Raw genomic sequence first — 25532 nt, forward strand, 5'->3', positions numbered from 1 at the left:
CGATGAGCTATGCCGAGCGGTTGGAATCGCCTGGGGCGCCGGGATCGGCTTCCGCACTTTCATCGGTATGGCCACCGTCGGCATCGCCCTCGTCACCGGCGTCGCCCTGCTCCTCCTGCTCGCGACGGCGCTTTTCGCGAATCTGCTCAACGGCGGCTCGCAAGGCGGCCTCGTCCTCGGCGCGTGCCACCTCTTGCGTTGTCTTGACCATATGGCGAATCTCGAGCACCAGCAGCACGATCAGCGGCACCACGATAAGCGGAAAGAACAGCAGCGGATTGGTGAGCAACGAGACCACCACGCCCAGCCCCGCCGAGACAAAGACCACGCGCCCCACCACGTCGGCGGCGGGCACGGGCGCAGCATCCTCGACCGGATTGGCATCGCCCTTGGTGCGGTAGATCGGGGCGCCGTCGGCGGCGGCCTCCACGGCAACGATGCGGTGCGTGTTGAGCGAACCCTCCAGCGCGTCATCGGACGAATGGAAGGTGATGATGTCGCCCACCTGATAGGCCTGACCGTCGCCGGTATCAACGACGATAAACGAGTGCACGGGAATCGCCGGCTCCATCGAACCGGTCAGCGTGCGCATAAAGCCATAGCCCATGATGGTGGGGATCTCGCCGGCGGGCGTGAACACCGTGCGCAGCAACACCACAAAGGCGACCAGGATCACCACGGTCGCCAGCACGTTGATCACGCGGAGCACGTGCTTCATCACTTGTCGTCGTCCTTTGCGGAAGTCTCGGGGTCGGCAGCGACCTCGCCCTCGGTGGCATCCGCCGCAGAAGCGCCATCCTCGTCAGGCGCGGCGACCACGCCCTCGCCAGCCTCGCCGCGCAAGCGGGCCAGCAGATAGCGCGACAGGCTGTTGCCCTCGGCACGGCGCTCGGCGCGGGCGCGATCGCGCTCGGCCTGTTCCAGCTCGTGCGCCAACGAGGCCAAGCGCTGCTGCATCTCCGCGCGGGCGGCCTCGAGCTCGCGCTCGTGCGCGGCCTTTGCGGCGACGACTTCCTGCTCGATGCGCTCCCCTGCCGCACGCTCGGCTGCGGCGATACGCTCGTCGGCGTCGGCACGGGCGTCCTCGGCGGCACGCGTCGCGGCATCGCGCTCGGCAGCGGCGGCGGCGACCTTCTCGCCGGCATCCACCGCGGCCTGCTCCACGGCAGAATCGGCGGCCGCGTAGGCGGCATCGATCGCGGCATCGGCAGCCTGCTGAGCGGCGGAAACCTTCTCCTCGGCCGCAGCAACGGTGTCGGCAAGCGCCTGCTCCGCTGCTGCCGCGGCGGCGTCCGCCGCCTCCTGCGCGGCACGGGCATCGCGCTCGGCCGTCAGCTGCACTTCCTCAATCTGCAGCTGAGCGGCGTCCAGCTTGGCATGCAGCTCGGCAACCTCCTTGGCGCACACCTCGCGCACGCCGGCAAGCTCGGCCGCGGCGGCATCCTTGGCAGCTTGCAGCTCGGCGGCATCGGCTTCCGTCTTGGCAGCCAGGGCCGCAGCAGCGTCGCTCTTGACCTGTGCGACCTGCTCGGCGGCTGCCTGCTCGGCGGCGGCAACCTTGGCATCGGCATCGGCACGGGCAGCCGCAACCTCGGCATCGGCCTCGGCGCGCATCTGCTCAAGCTGGGCAGCTGCGGTCGAGCGCGCCTCAGCGGCAGCATCCTCGGCGGCTTTCTTGCCGGTCTCGACATCCTCCAGCGAGCCGCGCAGCTCCTCGGCATCCGCCTCGGCAATCTGCGCGCGCTGCGTCAACGCCAGCTCACGCGTCTTGGCCTCGTCCAGCTCGTCGGCCAGGTCATCGCGCTCATCGGTCAGCGCATGCGCCTGCACCTTCCAGGACGTAAGCTGCCCCTGTAGCTCCTCAATCTGCTCGCTGGCCTCGGCCAGTGCCTGCTCGGCATCGAGCTGAGCCTGCGTGACCTCCTCCACAAACACGCGCCGGACCTCAACGTCGGGCAGGTCGGGGCTATCGACCTGCACCTCCTTGATCTCCTTGATGAACTTGGGCGCCACCGGCGCGTGTTGTACGCTCTCGAGCTCCTGCAGGTTGCGCTCGTCATCAGTCAGGCTCTTAAAGACGGCGTAGTTATTGATGAGGTTGGTGTACATCTGCACCATGTACTCGTCATCGAACGCCAGCGCCTGCTGCTGCACGTCGATGTTGTATCCCACCTTGTCATAGCGCTCCATAAACTGCCACAGCTGGTAGCACTTGCGGTAGTTGGGGTCCTTCATGATGAGGTTGGTGCGCTGTATGGGGCTGCGAACCGCACTGCAGCCGTTCATGATCTGGCAGAACGACGCGCCGCGCAGCGCCATGACCAGGCGGCGCACGCGGTCGATGCGCATAAAGACGTCCATGTTGTCGGCGTCGTTCTCGGCAAAGCTCTGGCGGTTTTTGACCGTCATCTCGACGTTGTACTCGATCTCTTCGTACGCGTCGTCGATCTTGCTGTGCATCTTAAAGCGGTTGCGAATCTCGTTGCCCGTCGACCAAAAGATCACGTCGGTGCGCTTGTCTACAAACGTCAGCAGGCGCTGAATCAGGTGGTAGATAAAGCGGTTCTCGTACAGGTCGTACGTCTCGACGGTATTGACGTTGAGGATGCGCGTAGGGTGAACGCCGCCGTCCTCACTCGGCGCCAAAAACTGCGTGTTCTGGCTCAGATGACGGACGCTGTCGGCGCTGATCTTTTTAGCGAGCGAGACCGGCACCACCTCTTCCTCGGTGGTGATAAAGCGGCGCGGCTTTTCGATAATGGTGTTGATGGCGTCGAGTGAGTCCTCGATCATGCTGATCCATTCCTCGTCCACCACCTTGACGAGCTCCTCGCGCTGCTGCTCGATCGTGGTGCCCGAGGCCTGCGCCATCTCAAACAGATAGCGAAAGTAGCGGCTGTCCTCCTGGATGGGCTCCATCTGCTCGGAGAAGCTGGTATAGAGGTCCTGAATGGTCTCGGACATGGGTTACTCCATAGATTGGATCGATCGGAAAGGGACGGGGCGACATCACATCGCCCCGCGCTTACGGCATTAGTAGAAGTTCTGGATCCGCTGCAGATACATGACGGAATCGGGCAGGCCGCCCTCGCCAAAGGTCTTCTCGATGTACTCGATCAGGCCCTTCATCTCGTCGCGCACAAAGCTCACGTTCATGGACTCAAACTTCTTGAGCACCTTGCGGGCGATGATGTAGTCCATGCCACCCAGCTCGGTGCCGCCGCACGCCACGTACACGGGGATAAAGTCGTACATCTGCTTGATGATACGGTTACCAAAGGCCAGCTTAAAGCGGGTCTGCAGGTACTGGTCCAGCTTGTGCATCTTCTGGAGCAGCTCCTCGTCGATCACGTACTCGACCTTGGCCTTCTGGAACAGATACTGCAGATGCTCGGCCGTCACGTGCACGCGCTCGTGCGGCTCGCACTCAAACGCATCGGCGCGCTCGTTGAGCTCGATGGGAATCGCGCGGTCGTACACCTTGTCCGTGATGGTAAAGGTGGAGTCGTCGTTGTTGGCCGTGCCGATAAACCACAGGCTGTCGGGAATGGTGAGCTTGCCGTCGTGCAGGCCCTTGGGGTCGGCGGCCCACTGGGTAGGCACCAGATCGAGCACCCACTCGTCGTGGCTGGGCATCTCGAGCACCGACAGGATCTCGGCAAAGTAGTACTCCACTCGGGCGAGGTTCATCTCATCGAGCACGATCATGGACGGGTCCTGGCGAAGGCCCGCCTCGTACACGGCGCGGAGGAACTCGGTCTCGTTAAAGCGCTTGGAAAACTCGTTAAAGTAGCCCAGTACCTCGGTGCGATCGCGAAAACTCGGCTGCACCGACACGATGGTCGCGGGGTTATCCAGATAGCGGCTAAAGCTGTAGGGCAGCGAGGTCTTACCAGTACCCGAGATGCCCTCCAGGATCAGCAGCTTGGAGGCGGCCATGCCGGCCACAAAGCGGCGGATGACCTCAGGCGTGTAGTAGAGATTCATCTGGCTGCAGGCGAACGCGCGGAAGCTGTCGACAAAGTCCTCCAGCGAGATGGCATCGTCGTAGGCCGGCGATTCCCAGTCGCGGTACTTAAGGTCCACAAGGGACAGCTTGGGGAAGCGGTTGGCCTGGGCGATCTCTTTTTCCTCGGCAAGGGTCTTGGCCTCGACGGTGGCCTTGGCCATGGCGGCCGCGGCGTCCTTGACGCCCTCGCCATCGAGCGCGAGCGACGCGTTGCCCGACATGACGGCCGTCACCGCAGCGCCCTCGCCAGCAGCCGCACCGGCGCCCGCAGCGGCGCCCACCACGTTGCCCACCGTGGGCAGGTGGTCGTCGGCCAGGGCCGAGGCACCCACGTACGGAATCTGCTTGGTGCCGCCCATGGCGTTGACCTTGAGCGCCAGCAGCTTGTTCTTCTCGTCCATCAGGTCGAGCACCTGCTTGTTCAGGCGACCGATCTCGCGATAGAGCGCCTTGTTGGACGTGTCGTCGCGATGCAGGCGGCGGTTGATACGGTAACGGTGAACCAGGATGGCCACGATCAGCACGGGGACCGCAATGAGCATGGCAAACAGAATGACCGCACCGATCTTGCCCACCAGGTCAAACGTGGTGAAGTAGGTCATAAAGATGTTGAAGTACTCAACCCAGCCAAACACCAGCAGGTTAAGGATAGAGCTCACGACGGCAACGACGTTGTAGACGACCTTTGCCAGCAGCTCCCAGGCAAATCCCAGAAACTCACTCACCGTCGGTACCCTCCTGCTTGGTCGCGTTCATCGCCGCCTCGGCCTCGGCCTTTAAACGACGAGCTTCCTCGAGCTTGGCCTCGGCCTGGGCAAGCTGCTCGGCGGCGTTATCGGCCGTGACGGTAGTGTCACCCTTGCCCTCGGCGTCCACGATGGCAGCCGCGGCGGCCAGGCGGTCCTCCTCGGCCATAGCGCGCTTGAGGTTCATGCCCACCACGATGAGGTGATACACCTGGTAGATAAAGAACAGCAGCATGGGCAGCACGATCACCACGAGGAAGCCCATGGAGCTGGACAGGAAGTCCATGACCTTGCCCATCTGCGGCAACGCAAACACGTACTTGCCCACGATGTCGCCGTCGCTGATGATGTGCGTATCGGCCACGTCGTTGTTATCGCCCTTGGTGGTAAAGCTGCGCATGCCGTTGACCTCGTCGATGGCGGCGATGCGGTGCGTGTTGAGCGCGTACTCGTTGTCGATGATGGTATGGAACGTCACGATGTCGCCCACCTCGAGCTTGGAGGTGTCGCACTTTTTGATGACGATGAGGTCGCCCTTGTTAAACGTGGGAGCCATGGAGTCGGACTGCACGGCGAGCGGGGTGAAGCCGGCGATGTCAGAGACGCTGCCGTCCTCGCGCGTGGCGAGCGTGGTAAACGCATACAGGGCCGCCACCAGGATGATGATCCACATGACGACGCTCAGCGCGATGGATGCGACTTTTTTAACAGATTGCATGATGTCCCTTACTACCGTGTCTGTCTAGGTCGTGCGCGGCCCGGTGGCCGCCGTGCATATCTACTGTTCCTCGATGCCCTCGAAGCGCATCGATACCGAATAGTTAGCTCCCTTTAGCATATTAGTGCAATTTGGGTCCGTTCCCTCGAGCCATATGCGAACGGTTACCGGCTTGTCCGTTTCTGTTATCAGGTCGAACATGTCGCTGGCCGCGGTGGCAGCACCCGAGTCGAGCCCAAAGACGGTGGCCGAGCCAGATGAACCGCCGCCCCCGTTAGGGTTGTAGACCCAGGTGTGGCCGTCGGCGGTAAAGCTCATGCGCATGGCGCTGGCCATGCCCTGCGTGTCGGAGCTAAACCGCGTGCCGGACACACTACCGTCACCATCCTGCCCGGTCAGGCGCACGCGCAGGTCCGTACTGCTCATAAAGTGCAGCGTGAACTCCAGGTAGGCGCCGGTGGCGGGATCGGCGGTGGAGCCGTCCTCAAAGGTAAAGGTCTGGTAATCGCTCGTGGTGACGGGCTTGAGCTTGGACGCATCGATGTCCACGCCCTTTTCGCTGGCGATACGTGCCGAGATCCGGTCAAAGCCCAGACTGTGCACGTATTCGTCGAAGGTAGCGTGCTCGTCCAGGTCAAAGCGCAGCGAGCCGTCGGCGTTGGCGTCGATCATGAGCATGCGGGTCTTGGCACTATCGGCGATTGAGAACCAGGCGAACGTTGCCATGGCTATCGCCACCAGCGCAAACAGCACCAGCACCACGGTGGTGGTGAGCTTGCGGCGCAGGTCGGTATCGGCGGGGGCGGGGGCGCTGGCGGGCCGGGGTGCGCCGACGGTGGCTGAGCGGCGGTCGCCGGTGGTCGGTCGGCGATCGTCTGGCGTAACACGTGCCATTATGCCTCACCGTCCAAGGTCGCAAAAAGCGCCAGGTGCAAGGTGCCCGGGTCTTGATGCAGGTAGTCGGCGCTATCGGGGTCGGTGCCCTCGATGTAGTAATAGATGTCGAGGCGATAGGTCTGGCCCAGCGCCAGCGTGGCGAGCGAGTTTTGCGGGCGCTCGGCCGTCTCGCCGGCGTCCAGGGTAAAGGCGGCCGGGTCCTGCGTCACGTTGGCACCGCAGGCGAGCTGGCCGTTTTGCCAGCCCAGCAGCATGCCATCGGCGTAGCCCGCCAGGCCCGCAGGCGCGGTCGTGGGATGCTCGCCGCGATGGCCGCTATCGGAACTGTCGAGCTCAAAGATGTTGGTTGCAAGCACCTGGTTGCCGCTCGAGACTTTAATGCCCACGCGGGCTGCGCGCAGCAGCTCGGCGTCGGTACCCTGCGGGACCAGCGATTCGGCCAGATACAGGTTGACCTTACCCTTTACTTTGCTGGCTCCCGTTCCGGTAATGGTGGGGCGCAGGTCGATCCAGCCGTGGTAGAACGCGGATCCGTTGTCTTTTGCCTGCTCAAACACCGTGGCATCGCCGGCCGAGTTGTTTTGTGCGCAGGCAGCAAAACCGTTGAGGTCAAAGGTCGAGACCGGGTAGAGCGTCACGGCACCATTTACGCTGGAAGTCAGGGAAACGTCGCCCTGCTGCGACCAGCTGCCGAGATCGGCATCGCCGAGCTCCAGTACCAGCTTGGATGTGTCGCTGTGCACGCTCACCGAGTTGGTATTGACCTTCATGTTGCTCGTGAACCACGCGTAGGTGGCGGCGCCCAAAGTGGCGGCGAGCGCCACCATAACGAGTGCAATGTAAGCACGCGCGCGGCGGGTGTGGTGGCGGGCAGCGCCCTCGAGATGTGAGCGCTCGGCAGCTGCGCTGGAGGGGCCCGCGGGGCTCTCACTCTGGATTTTGGCCTCGCAGCTATCTGCTGGCATGTGCTTCTGATCTTCCATATCGCTCGCCCCCTTATGCCTTGGCCGCGGCAAAAGCAAGCTGCAGCACCACATCGCGGGCCTGAGCCTCGTCGATGCAATTGGCGTCGCAGCCTTCCATGTACACAACGTAGCGAACGCTTGCCACTTCGTTGGCGGCTAGCGTACAGACGGGCGTGGCGCCTGCGCGCGCCGCGGGCGTGTCGCCGGTGCCGTCCATGCTGTAGGCGCTTATGGCGCGCGCGGGATCGGCGGTGTAGGCCCAGCCCGAGGCGCCAGCTGCCACGACCACGCCGTCTTGCGCGGTGGTGCGCCTACTGGTGGCGCCCGCGGTATTGCCCAGATCGTCGCAGGTAAAGATATGCGTTTGCGTGCCCGACTGGGTTGCAATTACCAGGCCCAGGCGCAGCGCGGCCAGCAACTGCGGATCGCTCGTCACGCCCATCTGGCCCTGATACAGGTACACGTTGAGTGCGCTATCGCTGCCCTTAAGGTACAGCGTGCCCGAAAGGGCGTAGTCGTCCAGCTGCGCGGTGCAGTCGGCGTAGTCGGTCGTGATGCCCGCGGCGTTTTGGAACGTGCCGCGCCAAAAGCGGGAAAGGTCTGCCGTCGAGATGGGATAGAGTGTCTTGTCGGCAGCGGCAAGCGTTGCCGTCGTGTCCCAGGGTCCGTTGGCCGAAAGGCCAATCTGCAGGTCGGAGCTCTCGTCGCTTACCGTGTGCGCCACGGGCGTCACGTTGGTGAAGCGCGAGTTGCTAAACCAGGCGTAGGTGGCGGCGCTCAAGGCGGTTACCAGCACCAACATCCATGCGGCCGCGGCAACCATGCGACGGCGCGAGCTCAGGATGTCTTTGATGTTCGACGCACTCATGTCCAGCCCCCTTACGAACGCTTGCCGGCAAAGCGCAACGCCAGCGATTGCAGGCTGGTGGCGGCCAGGTTGTTGGTGCAGTCGGGGTCGCAGCCTTCCAGCCACACGTACACATCCACGCGCACAGGCGTGCTGCGGTTGGCGCCCTTGGCGGCAGCGGGCAGGCTGCAGATCTTGGTCGTGGCCTCCTTGAGGCTCACGACGCCGGTGTCTTCGTTGTAGTCGCAGAAGTTTGCACTGGTCAGCTGGTCAAAGTGGACCGTTGTGCCATCGGAGCGAGTGCTGTCGAGCACCAGGTGATTCTGCTCGCTCTCGCCGGCATCCTTGCCGTCGAGTGTGCTGTAGCGCGCCTGGGGATTGCGCTCGCTCGAGACCTCAAAGATGTACTGGCCAGTTACGGTGTCACTCTTGCCTGGGGCATAGGCTACCAGCCCCACGCGCAGCGCGGTGGAGATGGGGTTTGCCGGGTCCTGTTCGGTAAAGTCGATACCCGACAGGTACACGTCGGTCGCGGCCGAGTTGGTGGCCAGGTACAGGGAAGTCTTGTAGTAGTCGGAATGCTCGGCCGCGCCAAACATGCTGGCAAAGAGCGAGTCCTGGGTGGTTCCGCCGGTAAAGCCCGTAACCTTTTGGAAGCCGTTGAGCACGTTGTCGGTCGAGACGGGATCGAGCAGGCCCGCAAAGCTCAAACCGGCGTTGGTCTTGTACTCGCCATCGTATTCGTTGGAGATGAGGAAGGTCACGCCCGTGCCCGCGGCCATCTTGACGTCGGTGATATGGCGGTTGGCGTTGTAGATGTACCAGGCATACGTTACGGCTCCGGCAGCAGCAAGGGCCACCAGCAACGTGGCGAGCATGCGATTGAACTGTTTTCGCAGCGAGCGCGCGTCTGACATGCCCCTCCCCCAGATGCCGTGTTGTAAACTACCTGGACACCATTTGCCCATAATGGAATTATTTTACGCGAACGTGCAGTTCATCGGGGGTACAAACGTGACTTTCCGCGTGCTGTTCGCGCTGCATCGGGGCGGACAGGGTCGCAAATCGCCGCTTTTTAAAAAATAGTTCTTGCCACTGGGCGGGAGCTCCGTTATATTATTCCCTGCGCACTCGCGCACCCTTGATCGGGCGTTTAGCTCAGGGGGAGAGCGCTTCCCTGACACGGAAGAGGTCAGAAGTTCAAATCTTCTAACGCCCACCAAATGTTCGCAGCTCAGAGGCTTCGCTTCTGAGCTGTTTTGTTTTACGCCGCCAAGCCAAAAGGACGCTGCGGTACCCAAAGCGCCCAAACAGCCCCGGTGATTGCCCCGATCAGGCGCGGATGGGTCTCGCAGCCATATATAAATAGCCCCCCTATAAATTGAGGTTTAATACTTTTCCCGAGAAGTGAACGAGCTTATTTGGACCCCCGGAGCATCCACACTTTTTGACGTTAAAACCGCAGGATTCCAGCAGCAAAACCGCAGGAAACAAGCCCCTAAAAGTGTCGATGTTTCGGGGGTCCATTCTGACTCGTTCACTTCTCGGGAAAAGTATTAAACCTGGATATATGGCCGCTAATTCTAACCCCCTGCTACCGCCCCTACCAATACTGATGCGCATCGATAACGGCTTGCCAGAGCCAAAATCGCTTCGTTTCGGCACGCGCGTTGGCAAAATATCGCTGCTCTGCACTCATCGCCTTGTTAAAGATGGGGCGCTTATTCCGATGCAGCTTGCGTCGGATGCGTTCGCACAGCCGAACGAGCTTTTCGTAGTCATTTGCTTGGTCGGTTGTCACGGTAAAATACGCTACCCCCTCAAGCAGTTCCAACTCGTTGCGGCGCTCGGCATCCTTGTGGATCTTCTCGCGGCCGTCATGAATGGCATCGCTGTCGTAGTCGACCATCGCGGTCAGTACCTCTGGCAGCAGCCCGGCCTTTACTTTATCCCTGCCCACCTCGACTTTAGCCGTAAGCGTAATGTCGGGCGTGCGCTCCAGCACGCGCAGCTTGCGCTCGCGCCCATCGTTGAGTCCATCGCGAATAAAGACCTTCTTGTTGAGCTCGGCCTTGCCCAATGCATACCCGCCGTAGCGCGTAGGCAGCGACATAAACATGCACAGCCCCGACTCCCTCGGAGAGCGCGACCCCTCGATCACATACGCAAGCAGCGCCTTTGCTTTCGCGAGACCCCTTACCTTTGGGGACGCCTCGATATACGCCGCAATGAGCTCCTTGGTCGTGAGCTTTCCATCGCGCATGCCCGCATCCCTGCTGGTCACCCCGCCGGGAGCAAGGTTATCCAGCCGGTAGTCCGATGTCATGGCATAGCCGGCATAGATGGCCTCCGCCGCATCGCCATCGTACGCGGCCTGCAAAAACGCCAGCTCGGGAGAGCACACATACGCATCCAGGTCGCCCATCCAGTGGCCCAGCGAGATAAACGAACCTGCCGGGAGCTCGTTGGTACACAGATGCGTTTTAACATGCTTGCTCCGCCGACGGTCGGCGCGCGACGGCACCAGCAAATCCAGCGTTTCGATCCCCAGGTCATAGCGATCGATAAACTCCTGAGCCTCCTGGTCACAGAGCGCGCAGGCGCCCGCGATCGACACGACCTCTGATCCCGAATCCCCAAAGCGCGGGTTCGGGATGTGCGCCAAAAGCGCCAGCGCAGCGTTATGTGAAACGATAAAGTACCCCATGGCGCGAAGATAGCACGCGCGCCGGCGGCGGCTCGATACCCTTGCAAGTTTTCGGCAAACGACCAGCAGTTTTTTTTGCCGCGGCGCAACCAAAGTGTTCATTCGTCGACGTCTAAATCCAAATCCGTCAAGCTTTTGGCAAGGTTGCCGCTCAACTGACCAAAAGCTGACCATTTGCTTGCCTATTTGCTTGACGGCGCGCCCTCGCTAAAATGCTCCACGACTTCTCGGGCGGTCGAAGTGCTCGTTTAGCGATCACGCACCCGCCGCGGGGGTATCCTTAGAGCACATGCACCGAAAGCCGCACAAAGGAGCCGCCATGCGCACCGAGCTCGATGTTCCCTTTTCGCATAAAGACGAGGCCAAGGCCCTGGGCGCCAAATGGGACCGGGTCAAGAAGATCTGGTACGTGCCCGATGGCGTCAACCCCGAGCCCTTTGCCGCGTGGCTGCCCGGCGTGGATCGCTCCGACCCCAGCGCGCCCTACATCTACCTGGTGCTGAGCAAGCGCGAGTGTTGGAAGTGCCACAAACAGACGACGGTCGCGGCCTTTGGCATTCCGTATTGGGCGGCCGAGGACTCGGGTAGCAAGGCTGCGCCCAGTGCTGCGTCCGCCATGGACGACGCGGGCCACATCGCGATCGACACCGCCCGCGCCAACGCCGTGGCCATCGTCCCCGCGCTGGGCTGCGTGCCGGCCGAGATCCGCGACTACCTGCGCGAGCGCTGCGGCTACAAGCCCGTAACGTCGCGCACCACCAAGACCGTATCGCTCGCCAGCACTTGCACCGGCTGTGGTGTGCTGCAAGGCAGCCATTACCTGTTCGAGGAGCCCACGTCGCCGTTTGCGCTCACAGCCATCAACAAGCTGCCCACGCTGGAGTTCGTACGCGTGGAAGTCGCCGGCGTCTATGGCATCCCCACCAGTCAGAGCAACTTTGACCAGGCACTCTTCACCTGGGCACGCGATCACCACACCCAGTTTCACAAGACCCTGTGCGAGGGGATTTACCTGTAGGGCATCTTATAAGGCAGAAACGGCTGAGCGTGGAAAATCTCCCGTTTTTGACAGCCCTTCAGCCCAAAAACGGGAGATTATCCACGCTCGGTTTTCGATCGTCCAAAAATCCTCGCTCGCCATCAGGCAATTAGGTGTCCGCATCGTCATAGGTAATGGCGCATCCACAGGTCGGGCATTGCTGAGGATAGACCGGGAGGCGCAGGCCCGTTCGAACCCGCGGGTCGGTGGCGTGCTTATCGCGGGCATCGATGAAGGTGATGTCTAGGCACGGAAGGTCTGTACCGCAGCAAGGACAGGGCAGACAGATTTGGCTGCAGCTGGCCTCGATGAGCGGAAATAAGCTCCGATCCATCAAAACGCGCGGTAAGTTACCGTATGCGCCGCGCGCGATATCGCTTCGCCATCCCATGGTCTCCCCTTTCCTGTTTTACCTGTTGAGAAGAGGATGGCAGGATCGTGCGGCTCTCGTTGCGGCGCGACGCGATCCGATCAATCGACATGATTGGGTTGCGACGGGCCACGCCCAGCTAATACGGAGCAACGGCTTCCGCCCGGCGCCGCGATTCCGAGAAATCAAACTCGGCACGATGAGCCTCGAGGAATCGAGCGTTGGGACGCAGGCGATGTTCGTCCGGCTCACGCAACACCGACCCTGCAAACGCCGCATAGTCCGTATGCCGCAGAAGATACGACCCGCAAAGTTGATAGTCGCCACGCACCAGCTCAAACGAAATCAAATGAGCATCGAACAGCGAGTGCAAGTCACGGCGCAGCAGAATACCGTTGCTGACAACTTGCGACTTGGGACCCGAGTAGTTCTCGATATGCGCGGCCTCGAGAGCTTCATCCACATTGCAGCCCGAGACGGCACATCGACCGGTATAAGCCTCAAAAAGCTGATTGCGAAAACGCTGCTGGCCGATTCGCTCGCGACGCAACGCATAACGGACCTTTTCATCGTCGCTCGCTGGAGTGCCGGAAAACTCCGCCGCGACCGGAGCGTCCTTCATGTAGCTCATATCAGGGAAGAAACGCGCATCGGGTCCGCCCTTGTGGACGGGACCGTGCAGCACAAACCAGCTGTTCTCGGGCTCGTAACGCTCAACGAACGCTAGGCCCAGCACTTTGTAGCCGGCGCTCGTTGCAAAGAACACGCCAACGGGAACGCCGCACTCCATGCAGTTGATCATCTTTTGGTTGTAGTCCTGGTCGCGCCAGTTTTCGACCGAAGCACTTTGCGACGAGTACTTGAGCACCCACGTGCCGTCCTCAAGATAGAGCGGCGGAACATCGGGGTAGGCGCCGCGCTTGGAATTGTGCACCGAAAGGGCGAAGGTCTTTTCGCGCGGCTGATTAACGCGCCCGCGACCAGGCCAAAAGATGCCCGAATCGCGCGACACCGGAAAGAGCTCAGAATCAATCGTCAGGCGAAAGGGATATTGAGGGCTATCGGCATTGGTGCGATGCGGGAGTTTGTCCCATAGGCCGCCACGCTGCTCCTCGCGCAAGAACCATTCCCAAGCCTGAACATATTCGGACGGCACAACGCTGCAAGCGCGGTCGAAACTCGGCCGAGCAATCAGCGGAACACTAGAAGCAATGCCGTCCATAAGGAACCTCCAGGAAGAACAGTTCTTCACATTATCGCCGACCCCGAGCGATATGCGACAAAGTGCTTCCAGCGGACAGCCACAAAAAAAGGGGCCGCTTCAATCGAAGCGGCCCCTTTAGGCAGTTTAATTGTTGTCTTGCCTCTACTTAGAGTCAGGCACGATGCCGACCAGGCTAACCGTTACATCGAAGGTCGGACTTCCTTCACCAACATCGAGGCCGGACATGTTCTGACAATCGCTGTCAGTGCCTTCCATCCAAATGACAACCTTGAAGTTTGTCCCGCTGTAACCAACATGAGCGAGCATCTGAGCGTCGCCCGTCGGCTTTACGTAGGAGTCACCGCTTCCAGTTGCTCCCCAGTTTTTACTGTTCTGGTCAATCATATTGCCACCGCACACATGGGCATAGGACGGCGCCATGGTCACCGAGAGGCTGTCGGGATTCACGCAACTCCAGCCTTCGGTAGCAGAAACATCGTTTCCCTTGCCTGTCGGAAGGACCGGAGCATAAACAACCTTGAGCTCGTCATTAATCAGCAGACCAACACGAAGGCTGCCTTTGATTTTGTCAAACCAATCTTTCGAAGCGCCTTCCGACGCAGTCACAACAACGGGACCGTTCGAGCTGCTGTTGTCGAGATAGACGTCAGCCTCGCCAGTCTGGTTAATCGTGTAGAGCGTATATTCCGCCATCGTATAGGCGTAATAAGTCTCGGTATCTCCCTTGAGCGTATAGGAACCCTCAAGCTGCTTAGAAATCGTTGCCTTCTGGTAACCACTCACATCTGTACCATTCCATGATTTTGGTACAAACCAGCTATGGGCATCGTCCGTGGAAGACGGACTGATCTCATGGCCAGTGCTTGCGGCGGTCGTCTGATGATCGCTACCGTCATGAATGGCATTTGGGCCGGACGCAATTTGGAGGACCATGCCGTTTGCCTGGGCGCTAACGGTACTGGTGGTGCCGTCAACCTTTGTGTTTGAAACGAACCAGGCATACGTTGCAGAGCCAAGCGCAACCGCTGCCATAACGACTGACAAGGCTGCGATCGCAAGCTGCTTTTTCATCTGCTTAACGCTCAACGGAAATCCTCCTCTCTAAAGAAAAAGGCGGGGGACACCTCTCCCCCGCCTTGTTTAGCTGCTTATCCCGCTAGTTCTTATCGGTCTGAGTAGAGGTAGCAGTGAAGACAACGTTAATGCGATTGGAAGCCGTCTTCAGATTCTCAAGATTGTTCGTAAAGACCTGAGCATCGTCACCATCGTAGAAGACATACATTTCAACGGTTGTCTCATCCTCGCCAATCTTATCGGCAAGCTTATGCGTGGTGTCAGAAGAGGAGACAATGCCGTCCTTATTGCAAAGCACCCAGTTCGTCCCGCTCATGACCAGCACGCGAAGCGCAGAATCAAATTTATCATTATCGCCTGTGGCACCCGTAATTTTGGCCGAATCAACTACAAGATTGGTGAGCTCAGCGCCCTTTGAGCCAACATAAAAGGTGTTCTTTACGGCATACTTTCCAGTAACCGCGGCGGCAGGCGTGCCGGCAGCGTCGGCGCCCTGAGCAGGAACAAGCTTGACGGTATTGTCGACCTTCAAGCCATCAGTCGCACTGGTACCGAATGCCGTATAGAAGTTAGCCAGCGTATCGTACGGAGTCGTGTCGGCGCCATTTGCCCAATGAGCCGGATAAAGCGGCGTGTTCGCAACAGAAGAATCATCCGTGCGAAGATCCTTAGACGGTTCATTCTCATCACGAATATACATGAACGCAGAGTTCGACTGAGCAGAAATCTTACTGGTCGTTGCGTCGACCTTGTTGTTGCTCACAAACCATGCGAACGTGGCAGAGCCCAGTGCTACGGCTGCTACCAGCACCATGGCGATGGCGGCGCCCATCTGCTTTTTTAATGCCTTGGTATCCATGCGGACCCCTTTCTTTCCCCATTCATCCCAGATGACCCTCGAGAAGCCCGGAAGGGGAGCCCGCGCTTTCGTGTTGGATGTTGCTTGCCCATCCTCAAAAATTGGATTAGAGAATACCATATTTCTTACGATTTCCTTATGAGTTTTCAGCGGGCTACATTCCGGCAGATTCATGGGTCTACCTTGGGCTAGGTATGGAACTATGTAAACGCTGTTCACCTTATTTGGCCACGCGCTTCCGCTGTGTCATAAGCCTCTCTTAAGGTTTGCGGCCGCAGCGCCATGCCAGCATATTCACACCCCTCGCCGAGCTTAGTCCCTAGCCCTTCCTTACTCGCTATACTGGTGCAGAACGTGTAAATTTTGCCTGCTTAACGGGCTATTTGTTGGGAGGGCCCCATGGCTGCCGCCACTCAACCCAAGGGAAGCGTTTCTGCCGGATCGATCAAGCCGGTGACGCGCAAAGCCGTTCGCTGCCAGCGCGAAGTCGCCTGGCTGGTCACGCAGGCGGCCGGCAAGCTCGTCGCCAGCACCGACGACGTCAACGCGCCCACGCCCAGCTTTGTGCTGGCGGCGGCGCTGTCGTACACCCGCGAACAGGAGCAGACCGCCCAGGACGGTGGACACGCGATTGACTACGAGGCCGTCATGAGCCCCGACCTTGCGAGCTTTTGCGCGGCCGCAGGGCTGCCCGCAGCGCCCAACGCGCTTTCGGACACGGGCTACATGTTCACCCTCTCGGGCGCGGACCTCATCCGCGACGTTTACGCCTATTGCAGCGACCTGGGCGAACGCATGGGAGACGCGGCGCAGGTCAAACCGGGCCACGCGATCAAGCTCGCGCTGCGGCTGTTCTTGCTGGATGCCGCTCGCGGCGTCACCGCCTCCAAAGACAACACTTGCGCATAGCAAAAGCGCCGGGCCGGGAAATCGATCCCGGCCCGGCGCTTGTTCGTTCTACTTGTCGCCATCTTTCACGGGCGAGTTCTTTTGGTTGCGGCGGTTACTCCAGGTCACGTTGTGTTCCTTGTAGTAATCGGGCGCCTCGTTGCCGCTCGCGCTAATGGGGTCGTTGCCGGTCAGGGTGTCGGCAATATCCTGCACGAACTTAATGAACAGGCTCGAGTCGTCGGTCTCGGACGAATCAAAATCGAGACCGAACTCCACCGCGCCGCCGATGATCTTGTCCACGCACTCCGGGTCGTCGCCGTCCAGCCAAATGACCACGGTGTACTTGTCCACGTCGCCCACGCGGAAGTTTGCGTGGCTAATGGTGGTCACCACGTCTTTGGACTCAAACGGCTCGGTGTTGGGCTCGGGGCCGCCATCGGCCCCGGCAGCCGCGTAGGTGGTGGGCTCGCCGTTGCGATACACCCGCACGCGCGCCGCCTTCTCCACGCCCTTGCTGGCGCTGACCACCTTGAGTTTGGCGCTGTAGCCCAGATCGGTCTTGCCGGCGTTGCGGATATAGAAGGTGTACGCCACGTAGTTTTTGCCGTTGTGGCTGCCGTCGATGTTGTCCAGGTTGTCGGGCAGGTCGTCGGCAGCGATATTGGTGCCGTTGTCCACGGCGTCGGCCGCCAGACGCGCGGTGGCGTTGTTAAAGTCGCCGTTGTCGGCAATGGCCACGCCGCGGCGGAACAGCTCCAGGCGGTTGAGGTTGATGGTGAAGTTGCCCATGTTTTCCTGCATAAACGACAGGGCAAACAACACGCCAAAGGCAAGCGCCAGCACCACGAGGGCCTTTTGCAGCTTGTCCATGCGCAGCAGCGCCGTGCCGATGCGCTCCATGCGGCGCTTGGGCATGTACATGGACACGACCGCGTTGGGGTCGATGTCGTCGAGGTCCTGGTCGGCCAGGGCCTGCTCCAGCTCCTCGATGCGTACCACGCCGCGCAGGTCGCGCTTGGGTTTGGGCTTGCGTTTGGGCTTGGGCTTGCCGAAGCGCTTGCGGGAGGCGGGGGGCTGGTCGGGCGCGGAGTCCTCGCCGGGCGCGTCCTCGGCATTGGCGCCGGGTGCGTCTGCCGACGTGTCCTCGGCCTGGTCCTGCGCCAAATCCTCGGCCAAATCCTCGGCAGCTTGATCTTTGTTGTTGTTACGCTTGAACAGAGCCATGGCGATCAGATCTTATATTTGGTGCGAATGTAGCCGACGTATTCTTTGACGAGCTCGCGCTCCATGTCGTCGGCGTAGCGGAACTGCAGGCCGCAGACGTTGCGGTACAGGCTGCCCTTGGGCGCGCGGCGCACCCAGCACACGATGCCCAGCTGCTCGGGCAGCTCGTGGCGCTCGCCCTGCAGGCGAATCGTGGGCATTTGCACGGACAGGGCCTCGCCCACGTCGGGATAATCGTTGAGGTAGACGGCCAGGCCGCCGGCCGAGACGTCGATGGTCATGGCGTCCTCGGGCTCGGTGGTCGGCGCGTTGTCGCGCTGGTAGGTCAGGCGCATGGCGACCTTAAAACGCTCGTCGCGGCGCTTGACAAAGGTGCGCTGCTCGGCGACTTTACGCATTTTCCAGTAGGTGCGGATGCCCTTTTTCTCGACCGACTCGGGGTAGCCGGCGAGCACGAACGTTTCCTCGCCCACTTTGTATTGCAGCAGCAGCTTTTGGTTTTCGTCCATGAGCAGCGGTTTGCCGGCGAGCATGGGCGCGCTCATAAGAAAGTACGCCTCGTCCAGGTCCCCTTTGTACGTGGCGAGCATGTTGAAGTCGGTTTTTTGGCCCATGGGCACGTCGAATGCCACCTGAAGCTTGGTCCCCGGCGTTATCTGTTGCTCTGCCATGTATTCTCCCCCAGTCGCGGGCGCCGATATCATCGTCGTGCGCGATGCACATTGGGCTATTGTAACTGCTTTGCCGCAGGTTTCGATGTGCGGTGCGTGAAATGGCGGGATGCGGGACACGTGGGGCCTATGCCCAATCCGCCGGCATCGTCTCCAGTTCGCCGCAGAGCCGCGGCCCCATATGGGTATACTCTCGAGGATTCGACTCGATTCGCCCCCGTTGGGGCGTCAAAGGAGACTGCATATGTCCACTACCTCAACCGACCCGCGCGCCGCTGCCGCCGCGCTGCTGGTGCCCGGAACCACCTGCCACGGCTTTACCGTCGAACGCCGCGAGACCGTGCCCGAGCTCGACGCAGACGCTTACGTGCTGCGCCACACCGCCTCGGGCGCTCGCCTGCTGCACCTAGCGTGCGACGACGAAAACAAGGCCTTTGCCATTGGCTTTAAGACGCCGCCGGCCGATTCCACCGGCGTGTTCCATATTCTTGAGCACTCGGTGCTGTGCGGATCGGCCAAGTTCCCCGTCAAGGAGCCGTTTGTCGATCTGATCAAGAGCTCCATGCAGACGTTCCTCAACGCCATGACCTACCCCGACAAGACCATCTACCCCGTTGCCACCACCAACGAGCAGGACCTGTACAACCTGATGGACGTGTACCTGGACGCGGTGTTCAACCCGGCCATCTATACCAAGCCCACCATTTTTGAGCAGGAGGGCTGGCACTACGAGCTGGACCTGCCGGAGGGCGTCGAGGGCGAGGGCGGCGACAGCTCCGCGAGCCTGCGCGAGGGCACGCTGCACTATAACGGCGTGGTGTTCAACGAGATGAAGGGCGCGCTGTCCGACCCCATGAGCGTGCTGGACGACGCCGTCAACGCCGCGCTCTATCCCGACACCGCCTATGCGCACGAGAGCGGCGGTGACCCGCGCGCGATTCCCGCGCTCACCTACGAGCAGTTCTTGGACACGCACGCGCGCCACTACAATCCTTCCAACTCTTATATAACGCTCTACGGCGACCTAGATGTGGACCGCGCCCTTGCCTTTTTGGACGAGCGCTATCTGTCGCAGTCGAGTGCCGCAAGCCGTCGCATGGACGCCGCCGTTGCCGCCGGCGAGGACCCGTCCGCGCTGGCGCCCAATCCGCTGGACGTGCAGGCGCCTGCGACCTGCGAGTATAAGCGCGTCGAGATGGCCACCACGCCCGAGAACGCCCTGGTGGGCCTGGGCCTGGTACTGGGCAGCGCGCTCGACCGCAAGCGTACGATCGCGGCGGATATCCTGTTCGAGACGCTGCTGGGCTCCAACGAAGCGCCGGTTAAGAAGGCCATTCTGGCCGCCGGCCTGGGCGGCAACGTGGTGAGCTACACCGCGGCCGAGAGCCTGCAGCCCTACGAGCTCATCATGCTGCAAAACGCGCAGCCCGGCGTGGCGCGCGAGCTGCGTCGTGTGTTCCAGAACGCCTGCCGCGACCTGTGCGAACACGGCGTTCCGCGCGAGCGCCTGGAAGCCATTATCAGCAGCAACGAATACGACCTGCGCCAGCGCGACTACGGTATCGCCGACGGCGTGGCCATTGCGTGCGACGCGCTGAGCACCTGGCTCTACGATGACGACGCCGCGACGCTAGCACTCAAGTACGGCCCGGTGTACGAGGAGCTGCGTGGCGAGCTGGACGGCAGCTACTTTGAGGACCTGCTGCGCGAGCTGGTTCTGGAAAACGACCACATGGCGCTGGTCGAGCTGGTGCCGGTGGACGCCGCCGAGGGCGCAGAGGGTGCCGAGGCTGCCGAGCTGGCAGCCAAGCGCGATGCCATGACCGATGCCGAGCTGGCCGATGTGGTCGAGCGCACGGCCGCACTGCGTGCCGCGCAGGAGGCCGAGGACACACCCGAGGCCAAGGCCACGCTACCGCGCCTCCGCGTATCCGACATTGGCGAGGCGCGCCCCGAGCCGCCGCTCGTTGTGGACACGACCGCGCCCATCCCCTGTCTGCGCCACGGCATCCCCACCAACCGCCTGGCCTACGCCATGCAGTATTTCGACCTGAGCTGCGTCGCGTTTGAGGACCTGCCTTATGTGGCACTGCTCTGCCGCCTGCTTAAGCAGCTGCCCACGCGCGAGCACTCGGCCGAGGAACTCGACAACTTGCTTGCCGGCAAGCTGGGCTTTTTGAGCTTTACGACCGAGGTCATGACCCAGCCCGACGTGGACGGCGTGCGCCCCTACCTGCTGGTGAGCGCCGGCGCTCTGTCCGAGAAGATCGATGCGCTGGCAAGCCTGCCGCGCGAGGTGTGGTCGAGCACACTGCTGGCGGACGCCGACGCCGACCGCGTGCGAGACGTGCTCACACAGATTCGCATTGGGCTTGAGCAGGGCTTTATCAACAACGGCCACTCGGCGGCGCTCGGTCGCGCGATGAGCTACAGCTCGCCTTCGGCCGTGGTGCGCGAGCAGCTTTCGGGCGTGGATTTCTACCTGTTCCTGCGCGATCTGCTCGAGCACTTTGACGAGCGACTGGACGACCTGCGCGCCAAGCTTGCCGAGCTGGCGGGCCGCATCTTTGTGGCCGATGGCTGCCTGGCGAGCTTTACCGGCAGCGACGATGACTTTAACGCGTACTGGACCGCCGCGGGTGATCTGGGGCTGGGCGCGGGCGCTGGCGACGGCGCCGCCAGCCGCGACGCGCTCGTGGTGCCGACGCCGCGTGACCGCCACGAGGCCTTTGTCATCCCCAGCGACATCTGCTTTGCGGCAAGCGCGTGCGACCCACGTCGCTTGGGGCTTGACGTGACGGGCGCCTGGGCGGTTGCCGCCAACGCACTCTCCTACGACTATCTGTGGAACGAGATCCGCGTTAAGGGCGGCGCGTACGGCTGCGGATTCCGCGCGGCCGGCGAGCGTCAGACGGCGTTCTACACCTACCGCGACCCGGCGATCGACCCCTCGATTGAGCGCGTGGCGCGCGCAGGCGAATGGCTCGGCAGCTTTGAGCCCGACGAGGCCGCCTTTGAGGGCTTTATCGTGAGCTGCGTGAGCGGCATGGACGCGCCGGTGAAGCCCTACGCGCTCACCAAGCGCCGCAACACGACCTACCTGGCCGGGCTCGATCCGCATGCGCGCGAGGAGCGCCGCGCCCAGATGCTCGCCGCCACGCCCGGTGAACTGCGCTCGCTCGGCGCCGACGTGACGCGCATCGCAGCCGAGTCGCCAACCTGCGTCTTTGGCGGCCGAGACGTCATCGCCAAGAGCAACGCTGGTTTCAACGTCATCGACCTGCTCGCCTAACCACCAAAGGTAGATTTTTGGGACCACCACAAAGGGGACAGGCACCTTTGTGGTGGTTCGAACACTTGTTCTATACGTACATGTGTTCTATAGTATCGGTGTTTGCATCGGACTAAAATTGCAACTAGAATATAGTTGCAGAATGTGAGGCAGGATGACTCGAGCCGATAAACTCATCGCCCAACTATTTAGCTGCCCTTCGACGTATCGGTATACCGATTTTTTAAAAGTCATGGCTTCATATGGCTTTGAAATGGACAGCAAAGGCAAGACATCCGGATCGCGCGTTCGCTTCTACAGGCCATCAGATGGCAGGATGTTCGTGATGCATGCGCCTCATCCATCTGATGAATTGACAGCGGGGACCATTCGAAACATTGTTCGATTTCTGCAAGATGTCGGAGGTAGTCATGAGTAACGTTTTGGCATACAAGGGTTATTTCGCCCCAGTCGAGTTCGATGCCGAACAGCATGTGCTAACAGGTATGGTCGCCGGCATTAGGGACGCAATCGTATTTGAGGGCTCCACGGCTGACGAAGTTGAGCAATGCTTCCACGACGCCGTCGACGATTACCTTGAGTTTTGCGCCGAGAAGGGCAAGGAGCCCGAGCGCGCTTTTAAAGGCTCGTTCAACGTAAGAACGGGCTCCGAACTCCACAAGCAGGCAGCGCTGGCAGCGGCAAAGAAGGGTGAGTCACTCAATAAGTTTGTGACCGAAGCAATCGCTGCCGCGCTATAGCGTTAACGCATGGGCCCAAACCACCACAACGGGGACAGGCGCCTTTGTGGTGGTTTTGGGCTGTCATTATCGCGTTTGCCCAGATAAAACCTGCCAAAATAAACCTGTCCCTTTTTGGCAGGTTTGCTAGAGGAGGCTGGGATGGATAAGGCTGAGTTGCGACGGGCGGTAATTGCTCGGCGCGATGCGATTGATTTGGATGTGCGGGCGGCGAAGTCTGCCGTTATCTGTACGCGGCTGGTTGAGCTGTTGGATCGCTTGGGCGCCACAGCACCGCACACCGTTGCCGTCTATGCCGCGATGGGTTCCGAGGTCGACCCTGCCGCGTTTGTCGCTGCGGCCGCCATGCGCGGCTGGCGCGTAGCCTATCCGTGCATGCTCTCGGCAGCCGAAGCCACAGCTTGTGGCCAGCGCATGTGCATGCGGGCAGTTGCCGTCGACGATGCGTCCGCGGCTCCGTTTATCGCCCACCCCACGCGGGCCTTCGCCGCCACGGACATTGACAGCGACCGCTTCCCCATCGTGCCTGCCGAGGCTCTCAACATGATCGTCGTGCCGCTCGTGGCCTTCGACCACACCGGCGCGCGCCTAGGCTACGGTGGCGGTTGCTACGACCGCTACCTGCCCATGCTCTCGCCCGCATGTCAAATCATCGGCATCGCCTTTGATGAGCAGCGTGTCGACCACGTTCCCGCCGACGCCCACGACCTGCCGCTGTCCCACATCATCAGTGCCTAACGGCCGGTGCACCCCCCGTCCTCGCCGGCGCGGGCTAGGTCGTAGGGCGTGGTCTGGTAGACGTAGTAGTTGAGCCAGTTGGTGTAGAACAGCTGAGCCTGGCTGCGCCAGACGTTGCGCGGCTCGGCGGTAGGGTCGTCGTTCGGGAAGTAATGCGCTGGCACCTGAGGGTTGAGGCCGCGCTTCACGTCGCGCTCGTACTCCAGACGCAGCGTGTCGGTATCGTACTCGGGGTGACCAAATACAAAGAAGCGGCGGCTGTCGGTCGACTTGACGATATACAGGCCCACCTCGTCGGACACTGCCACGACCTCGAGCTGCGGCTCGGCCTCCACGTCCTCGCGGCGCACATCGGTATTGCGCGAATGCACGGCATAGAAACGGTCGTCAAAGCCGCGGACCAGCGGGCTTTGCGGCTTTACCAGATAATGTTCAAAGACGCCGCTCGCCTTTGCCGGCAGGTCGTACTTCTGAATGCCGTAATGATGGTAGAGCCCTGCCTGCGCGCCCCAGCAAATGTGCAGCGTAGAGTGCACGTGCGTGGTGGACCAGTCCATGATCTGGCAGAGCTCGGGCCAGTAGTCGACCTCTTCGAACGGCATCTGCTCCACCGGCGCGCCCGTGATGATCAGGCCGTCGTAGTGGATGTCGCGGATGTCGTCGAACGTGCGGTAGAACGTCTCCAGGTGGCCGGCGCTCACGTGCGTGGCCTCGTGCGTCTTAGTGCGCAGCAGGTCCACCTCCACCTGCAGCGGCGTGTTGGAGAGCTTGCGCATAATTTGCGTCTCGGTGGCGATTTTGGTGGGCATGAGGTTGAGGATGAGCACACGCAGCGGACGGATGTCCTGATGCAGCGCGCGGTACTCGGTCATGACAAAGATGTTCTCGCTCTCGAGCTGCGCGGCGGCAGGGAGGGCGTCGGGAATGCGAATGGGCATGGAAGCTCCTAACGAGTCAGTTGCAGCTATGGTACAACGACCGGCCCCATCCGCGCGAGCACATCGCCCAGCGGTAGATTTTTGGACCATGCCTTAATTTCTACCTTTCGCTCTCTCGGGCACAGTTTGCCCCAAAACGCCGCAAAAGTAGAAATTAAGGCATGTCCCAAAAATCTACGGCACTTTAGTCTAGCAAAGTGGCAGCAGGACGCTACAATGGTTCGACGCGAAAAACTCGGCCGGAAGGATACGTATATGTACCAGACGCGTAAGATTGGTGTGGTCGGCCAGGGCCACGTAGGAGCACATGTCGCCAACAGCCTGCTTATGCAGGGCATTGCCGACGAGCTCTACCTGTGCGATATCAACGAGGCCAAGGTGACGTCCGAGGTCCAGGACCTGCGCGACTCCCTTTCGTTTGTCCCGTATAACACCAAGATTGTCAATTGCTACGACCACTACGAGGAGCTGGCCCGCTGCGACGTCATCGTTAACGCCGCCGGCAAGGTTGCGCTGGCCGCCGGCAACCGTGACGGTGAGCTGTTCTTTACCACCGACGCCGCCCGCACCTTTGCCAAGCGCATCGTCGACGCCGGCTTTGACGGCATCTTCGTGAGTATCTCCAACCCCTGCGACGTCGTGTGCACCGAGCTGTGGCACCTGACCGGCTACGATCCCAAGAAGATCATCGGCTCGGGCTGCGGCCTGGACTCCGCCCGTCTGCGCACCGAGATCTCCAAGAAGATCGGTGTGAGCCCCAAGTCCATTGACGCCTACATGATCGGCGAGCACGGCTTTAGCCAACTGGCCGCCTTTAAGGCCGCGACTATCGCCGGCAAGAGTCTCAACGAACTTCAGGCCGAGAACCCCGACAAGTATGCCTTCGACCACATGGAGATTGAGGAGCTCGCGCGCAAGGGCGGCTACGTAACCTACCAGGGCAAGCAGTGCACCGAGTACGCCGTCGCCAACTCCGCCGCGCGCGTCTGCGCCGCCGTGCTGCACAACGAGCACGCCGTGCTTTCGACCTCTACGCTTATGACTGGCCAGTATGGCGAGGAAGGCATCTTTACCTCCCTGCCGTGCGTAATCGGCGCCGAGGGCGTCGAGGAGGTCTACACACTCGACCTGTCCGAGCACGAGCTCGAGGGCTTCCACAAGAGCTGCCAGCACATTCGCGACAACATCGCCCAGCTCGACTGGTGGGATGCCGAGGCCTACGACGCCAAGTAGACCGCTGGCTACCGCAACCTTGCGAATCTAAGCGGGCCGCGCCGGAATACTACCGGCGCGGCCCGCTTTTTTGCTCATGCAACACGTTTGCGAATCGAAGGTGAATACTTTTCCGCGAAGTGAACGAGCAAAAACGAGCCCCCGAAGCATCGACACTTTTCAGACGCCGTTTCCTGCGGTTTCGCCGAGTTTTTCCTGCAGTTTTGGGGTCAAAAAGTGTCGATGCTTCGGGGGTCCAAAATAGGTCGTTCACTTCGCGGAAAAGTATTCACCTTCGTTTTCGCGCAAACACGGATCCAGCCGCCACAATCAGAACCACCCTTAAAAAGGGTGGTTTGCTCTTAGGGTA

At 61.1% G+C, this 25532-nt stretch carries 23 protein-coding genes and 1 tRNA gene; 8 read left to right on the forward strand and 16 right to left on the reverse strand.

Translation table 11 applies throughout. From position 1 onward, the window contains the following. Positions 1-7 precede the first annotated feature (7 nt). From DWV20_RS07335 to DWV20_RS07370, 8 genes are all read right to left on the reverse strand, one after another. On the reverse strand, positions 8-718 hold the full coding sequence (locus tag DWV20_RS07335; RefSeq protein WP_117776663.1) for a signal peptidase I: 711 nt from the start codon (positions 716-718) through the stop codon (positions 8-10). After that, positions 718-2964 carry a DUF2357 domain-containing protein gene (locus DWV20_RS07340; protein WP_118256690.1) on the reverse strand — a complete coding sequence of 749 codons (2247 nt, stop codon included), beginning with the start codon at positions 2962-2964 and terminating at the stop codon, positions 718-720. The genes DWV20_RS07335 and DWV20_RS07340 overlap by 1 nt, the downstream gene beginning before the upstream one ends. A gap of 69 nt (positions 2965-3033) precedes the next feature. Further along, on the reverse strand, positions 3034-4734 hold the full coding sequence (locus DWV20_RS07345) for a hypothetical protein (RefSeq protein ID WP_118256691.1): 1701 nt from the start codon (positions 4732-4734) through the stop codon (positions 3034-3036). Continuing rightward, positions 4727-5473 (reverse strand): signal peptidase I, encoded by a 747-nt coding sequence (locus tag DWV20_RS07350; RefSeq protein ID WP_118256692.1) that lies wholly within the window; start codon positions 5471-5473, stop codon positions 4727-4729. The genes DWV20_RS07345 and DWV20_RS07350 overlap by 8 nt, the downstream gene beginning before the upstream one ends. 60 nt (positions 5474-5533) lie before the next feature. Then, positions 5534-6367: a hypothetical protein gene (locus DWV20_RS07355; protein WP_118256693.1), complete on the reverse strand. Its 834-nt coding sequence runs from the start codon at positions 6365-6367 to the stop codon at positions 5534-5536. Next, positions 6367-7353: a hypothetical protein gene (locus tag DWV20_RS07360; protein WP_118256694.1), complete on the reverse strand. Its 987-nt coding sequence runs from the start codon at positions 7351-7353 to the stop codon at positions 6367-6369. Before DWV20_RS07360 ends, DWV20_RS07355 begins: the two co-directional genes overlap by 1 nt. 13 nt (positions 7354-7366) lie before the next feature. Next, positions 7367-8203 (reverse strand): hypothetical protein, encoded by an 837-nt coding sequence (locus DWV20_RS07365; RefSeq protein WP_117765502.1) that lies wholly within the window; start codon positions 8201-8203, stop codon positions 7367-7369. Between the two features lie 11 nt (positions 8204-8214). Next, a complete protein-coding gene (locus DWV20_RS07370; protein ID WP_118256695.1) occupies positions 8215-9099 on the reverse strand; it encodes a hypothetical protein in 885 nt (294 codons plus the stop codon). Between the two features lie 230 nt (positions 9100-9329). On the opposite strand from DWV20_RS07370, the gene DWV20_RS07375 reads away from it, so the two are divergent. Continuing rightward, positions 9330-9404 (forward strand) — tRNA-Val (locus DWV20_RS07375). A 381-nt stretch (positions 9405-9785) separates the two neighbouring features. Here the strand turns inward: DWV20_RS07375 and DWV20_RS07380 are convergent. Further along, positions 9786-10889, reverse strand: a complete 1104-nt coding sequence (locus DWV20_RS07380; protein ID WP_147346314.1) for a hypothetical protein — start codon at positions 10887-10889, stop codon at positions 9786-9788. Positions 10890-11208: 319 nt separating this feature from the next. Here DWV20_RS07380 and DWV20_RS07385 point away from each other — a divergent pair, with 319 nt between their 5' ends. Then, positions 11209-11907, forward strand: coding sequence for a DUF5710 domain-containing protein (locus DWV20_RS07385; RefSeq protein ID WP_118256697.1), 699 nt, complete (start codon positions 11209-11211; stop codon positions 11905-11907). Positions 11908-12037: 130 nt separating this feature from the next. On the opposite strand, the gene DWV20_RS07390 is transcribed toward DWV20_RS07385, so the two are convergent. The 4 genes from DWV20_RS07390 to DWV20_RS07405 all read right to left on the reverse strand — a co-directional run bounded on the left by DWV20_RS07390 (position 12038) and on the right by DWV20_RS07405 (position 15456). Next, positions 12038-12319 carry a hypothetical protein gene (locus DWV20_RS07390; protein WP_118256698.1) on the reverse strand — a complete coding sequence of 94 codons (282 nt, stop codon included), beginning with the start codon at positions 12317-12319 and terminating at the stop codon, positions 12038-12040. 118 nt (positions 12320-12437) lie between these two features. Beyond that, complete coding sequence (locus DWV20_RS07395; RefSeq protein WP_118256699.1) at positions 12438-13520, reverse strand: HNH endonuclease; 1083 nt, start codon at positions 13518-13520, stop codon at positions 12438-12440. 144 nt (positions 13521-13664) lie between these two features. Continuing rightward, positions 13665-14609 carry a hypothetical protein gene (locus DWV20_RS07400; protein WP_117634349.1) on the reverse strand — a complete coding sequence of 315 codons (945 nt, stop codon included), beginning with the start codon at positions 14607-14609 and terminating at the stop codon, positions 13665-13667. Positions 14610-14679: 70 nt separating this feature from the next. Further along, positions 14680-15456: a hypothetical protein gene (locus DWV20_RS07405; RefSeq protein ID WP_118256700.1), complete on the reverse strand. Its 777-nt coding sequence runs from the start codon at positions 15454-15456 to the stop codon at positions 14680-14682. A gap of 399 nt (positions 15457-15855) precedes the next feature. Between DWV20_RS07405 and DWV20_RS07410 the strand changes: the two genes are divergently transcribed. Further along, entirely contained in the window at positions 15856-16365 is a 510-nt protein-coding gene (locus tag DWV20_RS07410) for a hypothetical protein (protein WP_118256701.1), read from the forward strand. Positions 16366-16413: 48 nt separating this feature from the next. Here the strand turns inward: DWV20_RS07410 and DWV20_RS07415 are convergent, their stop codons facing one another. Further along, on the reverse strand, positions 16414-17571 hold the full coding sequence (locus DWV20_RS07415) for a hypothetical protein (RefSeq protein WP_118256702.1): 1158 nt from the start codon (positions 17569-17571) through the stop codon (positions 16414-16416). 5 nt (positions 17572-17576) lie between these two features. Then, complete coding sequence (locus DWV20_RS07420; protein WP_158566350.1) at positions 17577-18242, reverse strand: PilZ domain-containing protein; 666 nt, start codon at positions 18240-18242, stop codon at positions 17577-17579. 244 nt (positions 18243-18486) lie between these two features. Here DWV20_RS07420 and DWV20_RS07425 point away from each other — a divergent pair, with 244 nt between their 5' ends. From DWV20_RS07425 to DWV20_RS07440, 4 genes are all read left to right on the forward strand, one after another. Further along, on the forward strand, positions 18487-21534 hold the full coding sequence (locus tag DWV20_RS07425; protein WP_118256704.1) for an insulinase family protein: 3048 nt from the start codon (positions 18487-18489) through the stop codon (positions 21532-21534). Between the two features lie 154 nt (positions 21535-21688). Beyond that, complete coding sequence (locus tag DWV20_RS10200; protein WP_118256705.1) at positions 21689-21952, forward strand: type II toxin-antitoxin system HicA family toxin; 264 nt, start codon at positions 21689-21691, stop codon at positions 21950-21952. Continuing rightward, positions 21945-22274, forward strand: a complete 330-nt coding sequence (locus tag DWV20_RS07435) for a type II toxin-antitoxin system HicB family antitoxin (RefSeq protein ID WP_117790276.1) — start codon at positions 21945-21947, stop codon at positions 22272-22274. Before DWV20_RS10200 ends, DWV20_RS07435 begins: the two co-directional genes overlap by 8 nt. 141 nt (positions 22275-22415) lie before the next feature. Continuing rightward, entirely contained in the window at positions 22416-23012 is a 597-nt protein-coding gene (locus DWV20_RS07440) for a 5-formyltetrahydrofolate cyclo-ligase (protein ID WP_118256706.1), read from the forward strand. Here the strand turns inward: DWV20_RS07440 and metA are convergent. Continuing rightward, entirely contained in the window at positions 23009-23950 is a 942-nt protein-coding gene (gene metA, locus DWV20_RS07445) for a homoserine O-succinyltransferase (protein WP_118256707.1), read from the reverse strand. The genes DWV20_RS07440 and metA overlap by 4 nt on opposite strands. 255 nt (positions 23951-24205) lie before the next feature. On the opposite strand from metA, the gene DWV20_RS07450 reads away from it, so the two are divergent. Next, positions 24206-25183 (forward strand): L-lactate dehydrogenase, encoded by a 978-nt coding sequence (locus DWV20_RS07450; protein WP_118256708.1) that lies wholly within the window; start codon positions 24206-24208, stop codon positions 25181-25183. Positions 25184-25532: the final 349 nt, after the last annotated feature.

The organism is Collinsella sp. AF02-46-1 (genome assembly GCF_003465825.1).
GTDB lineage: Bacteria > Actinomycetota > Coriobacteriia > Coriobacteriales > Coriobacteriaceae > Collinsella.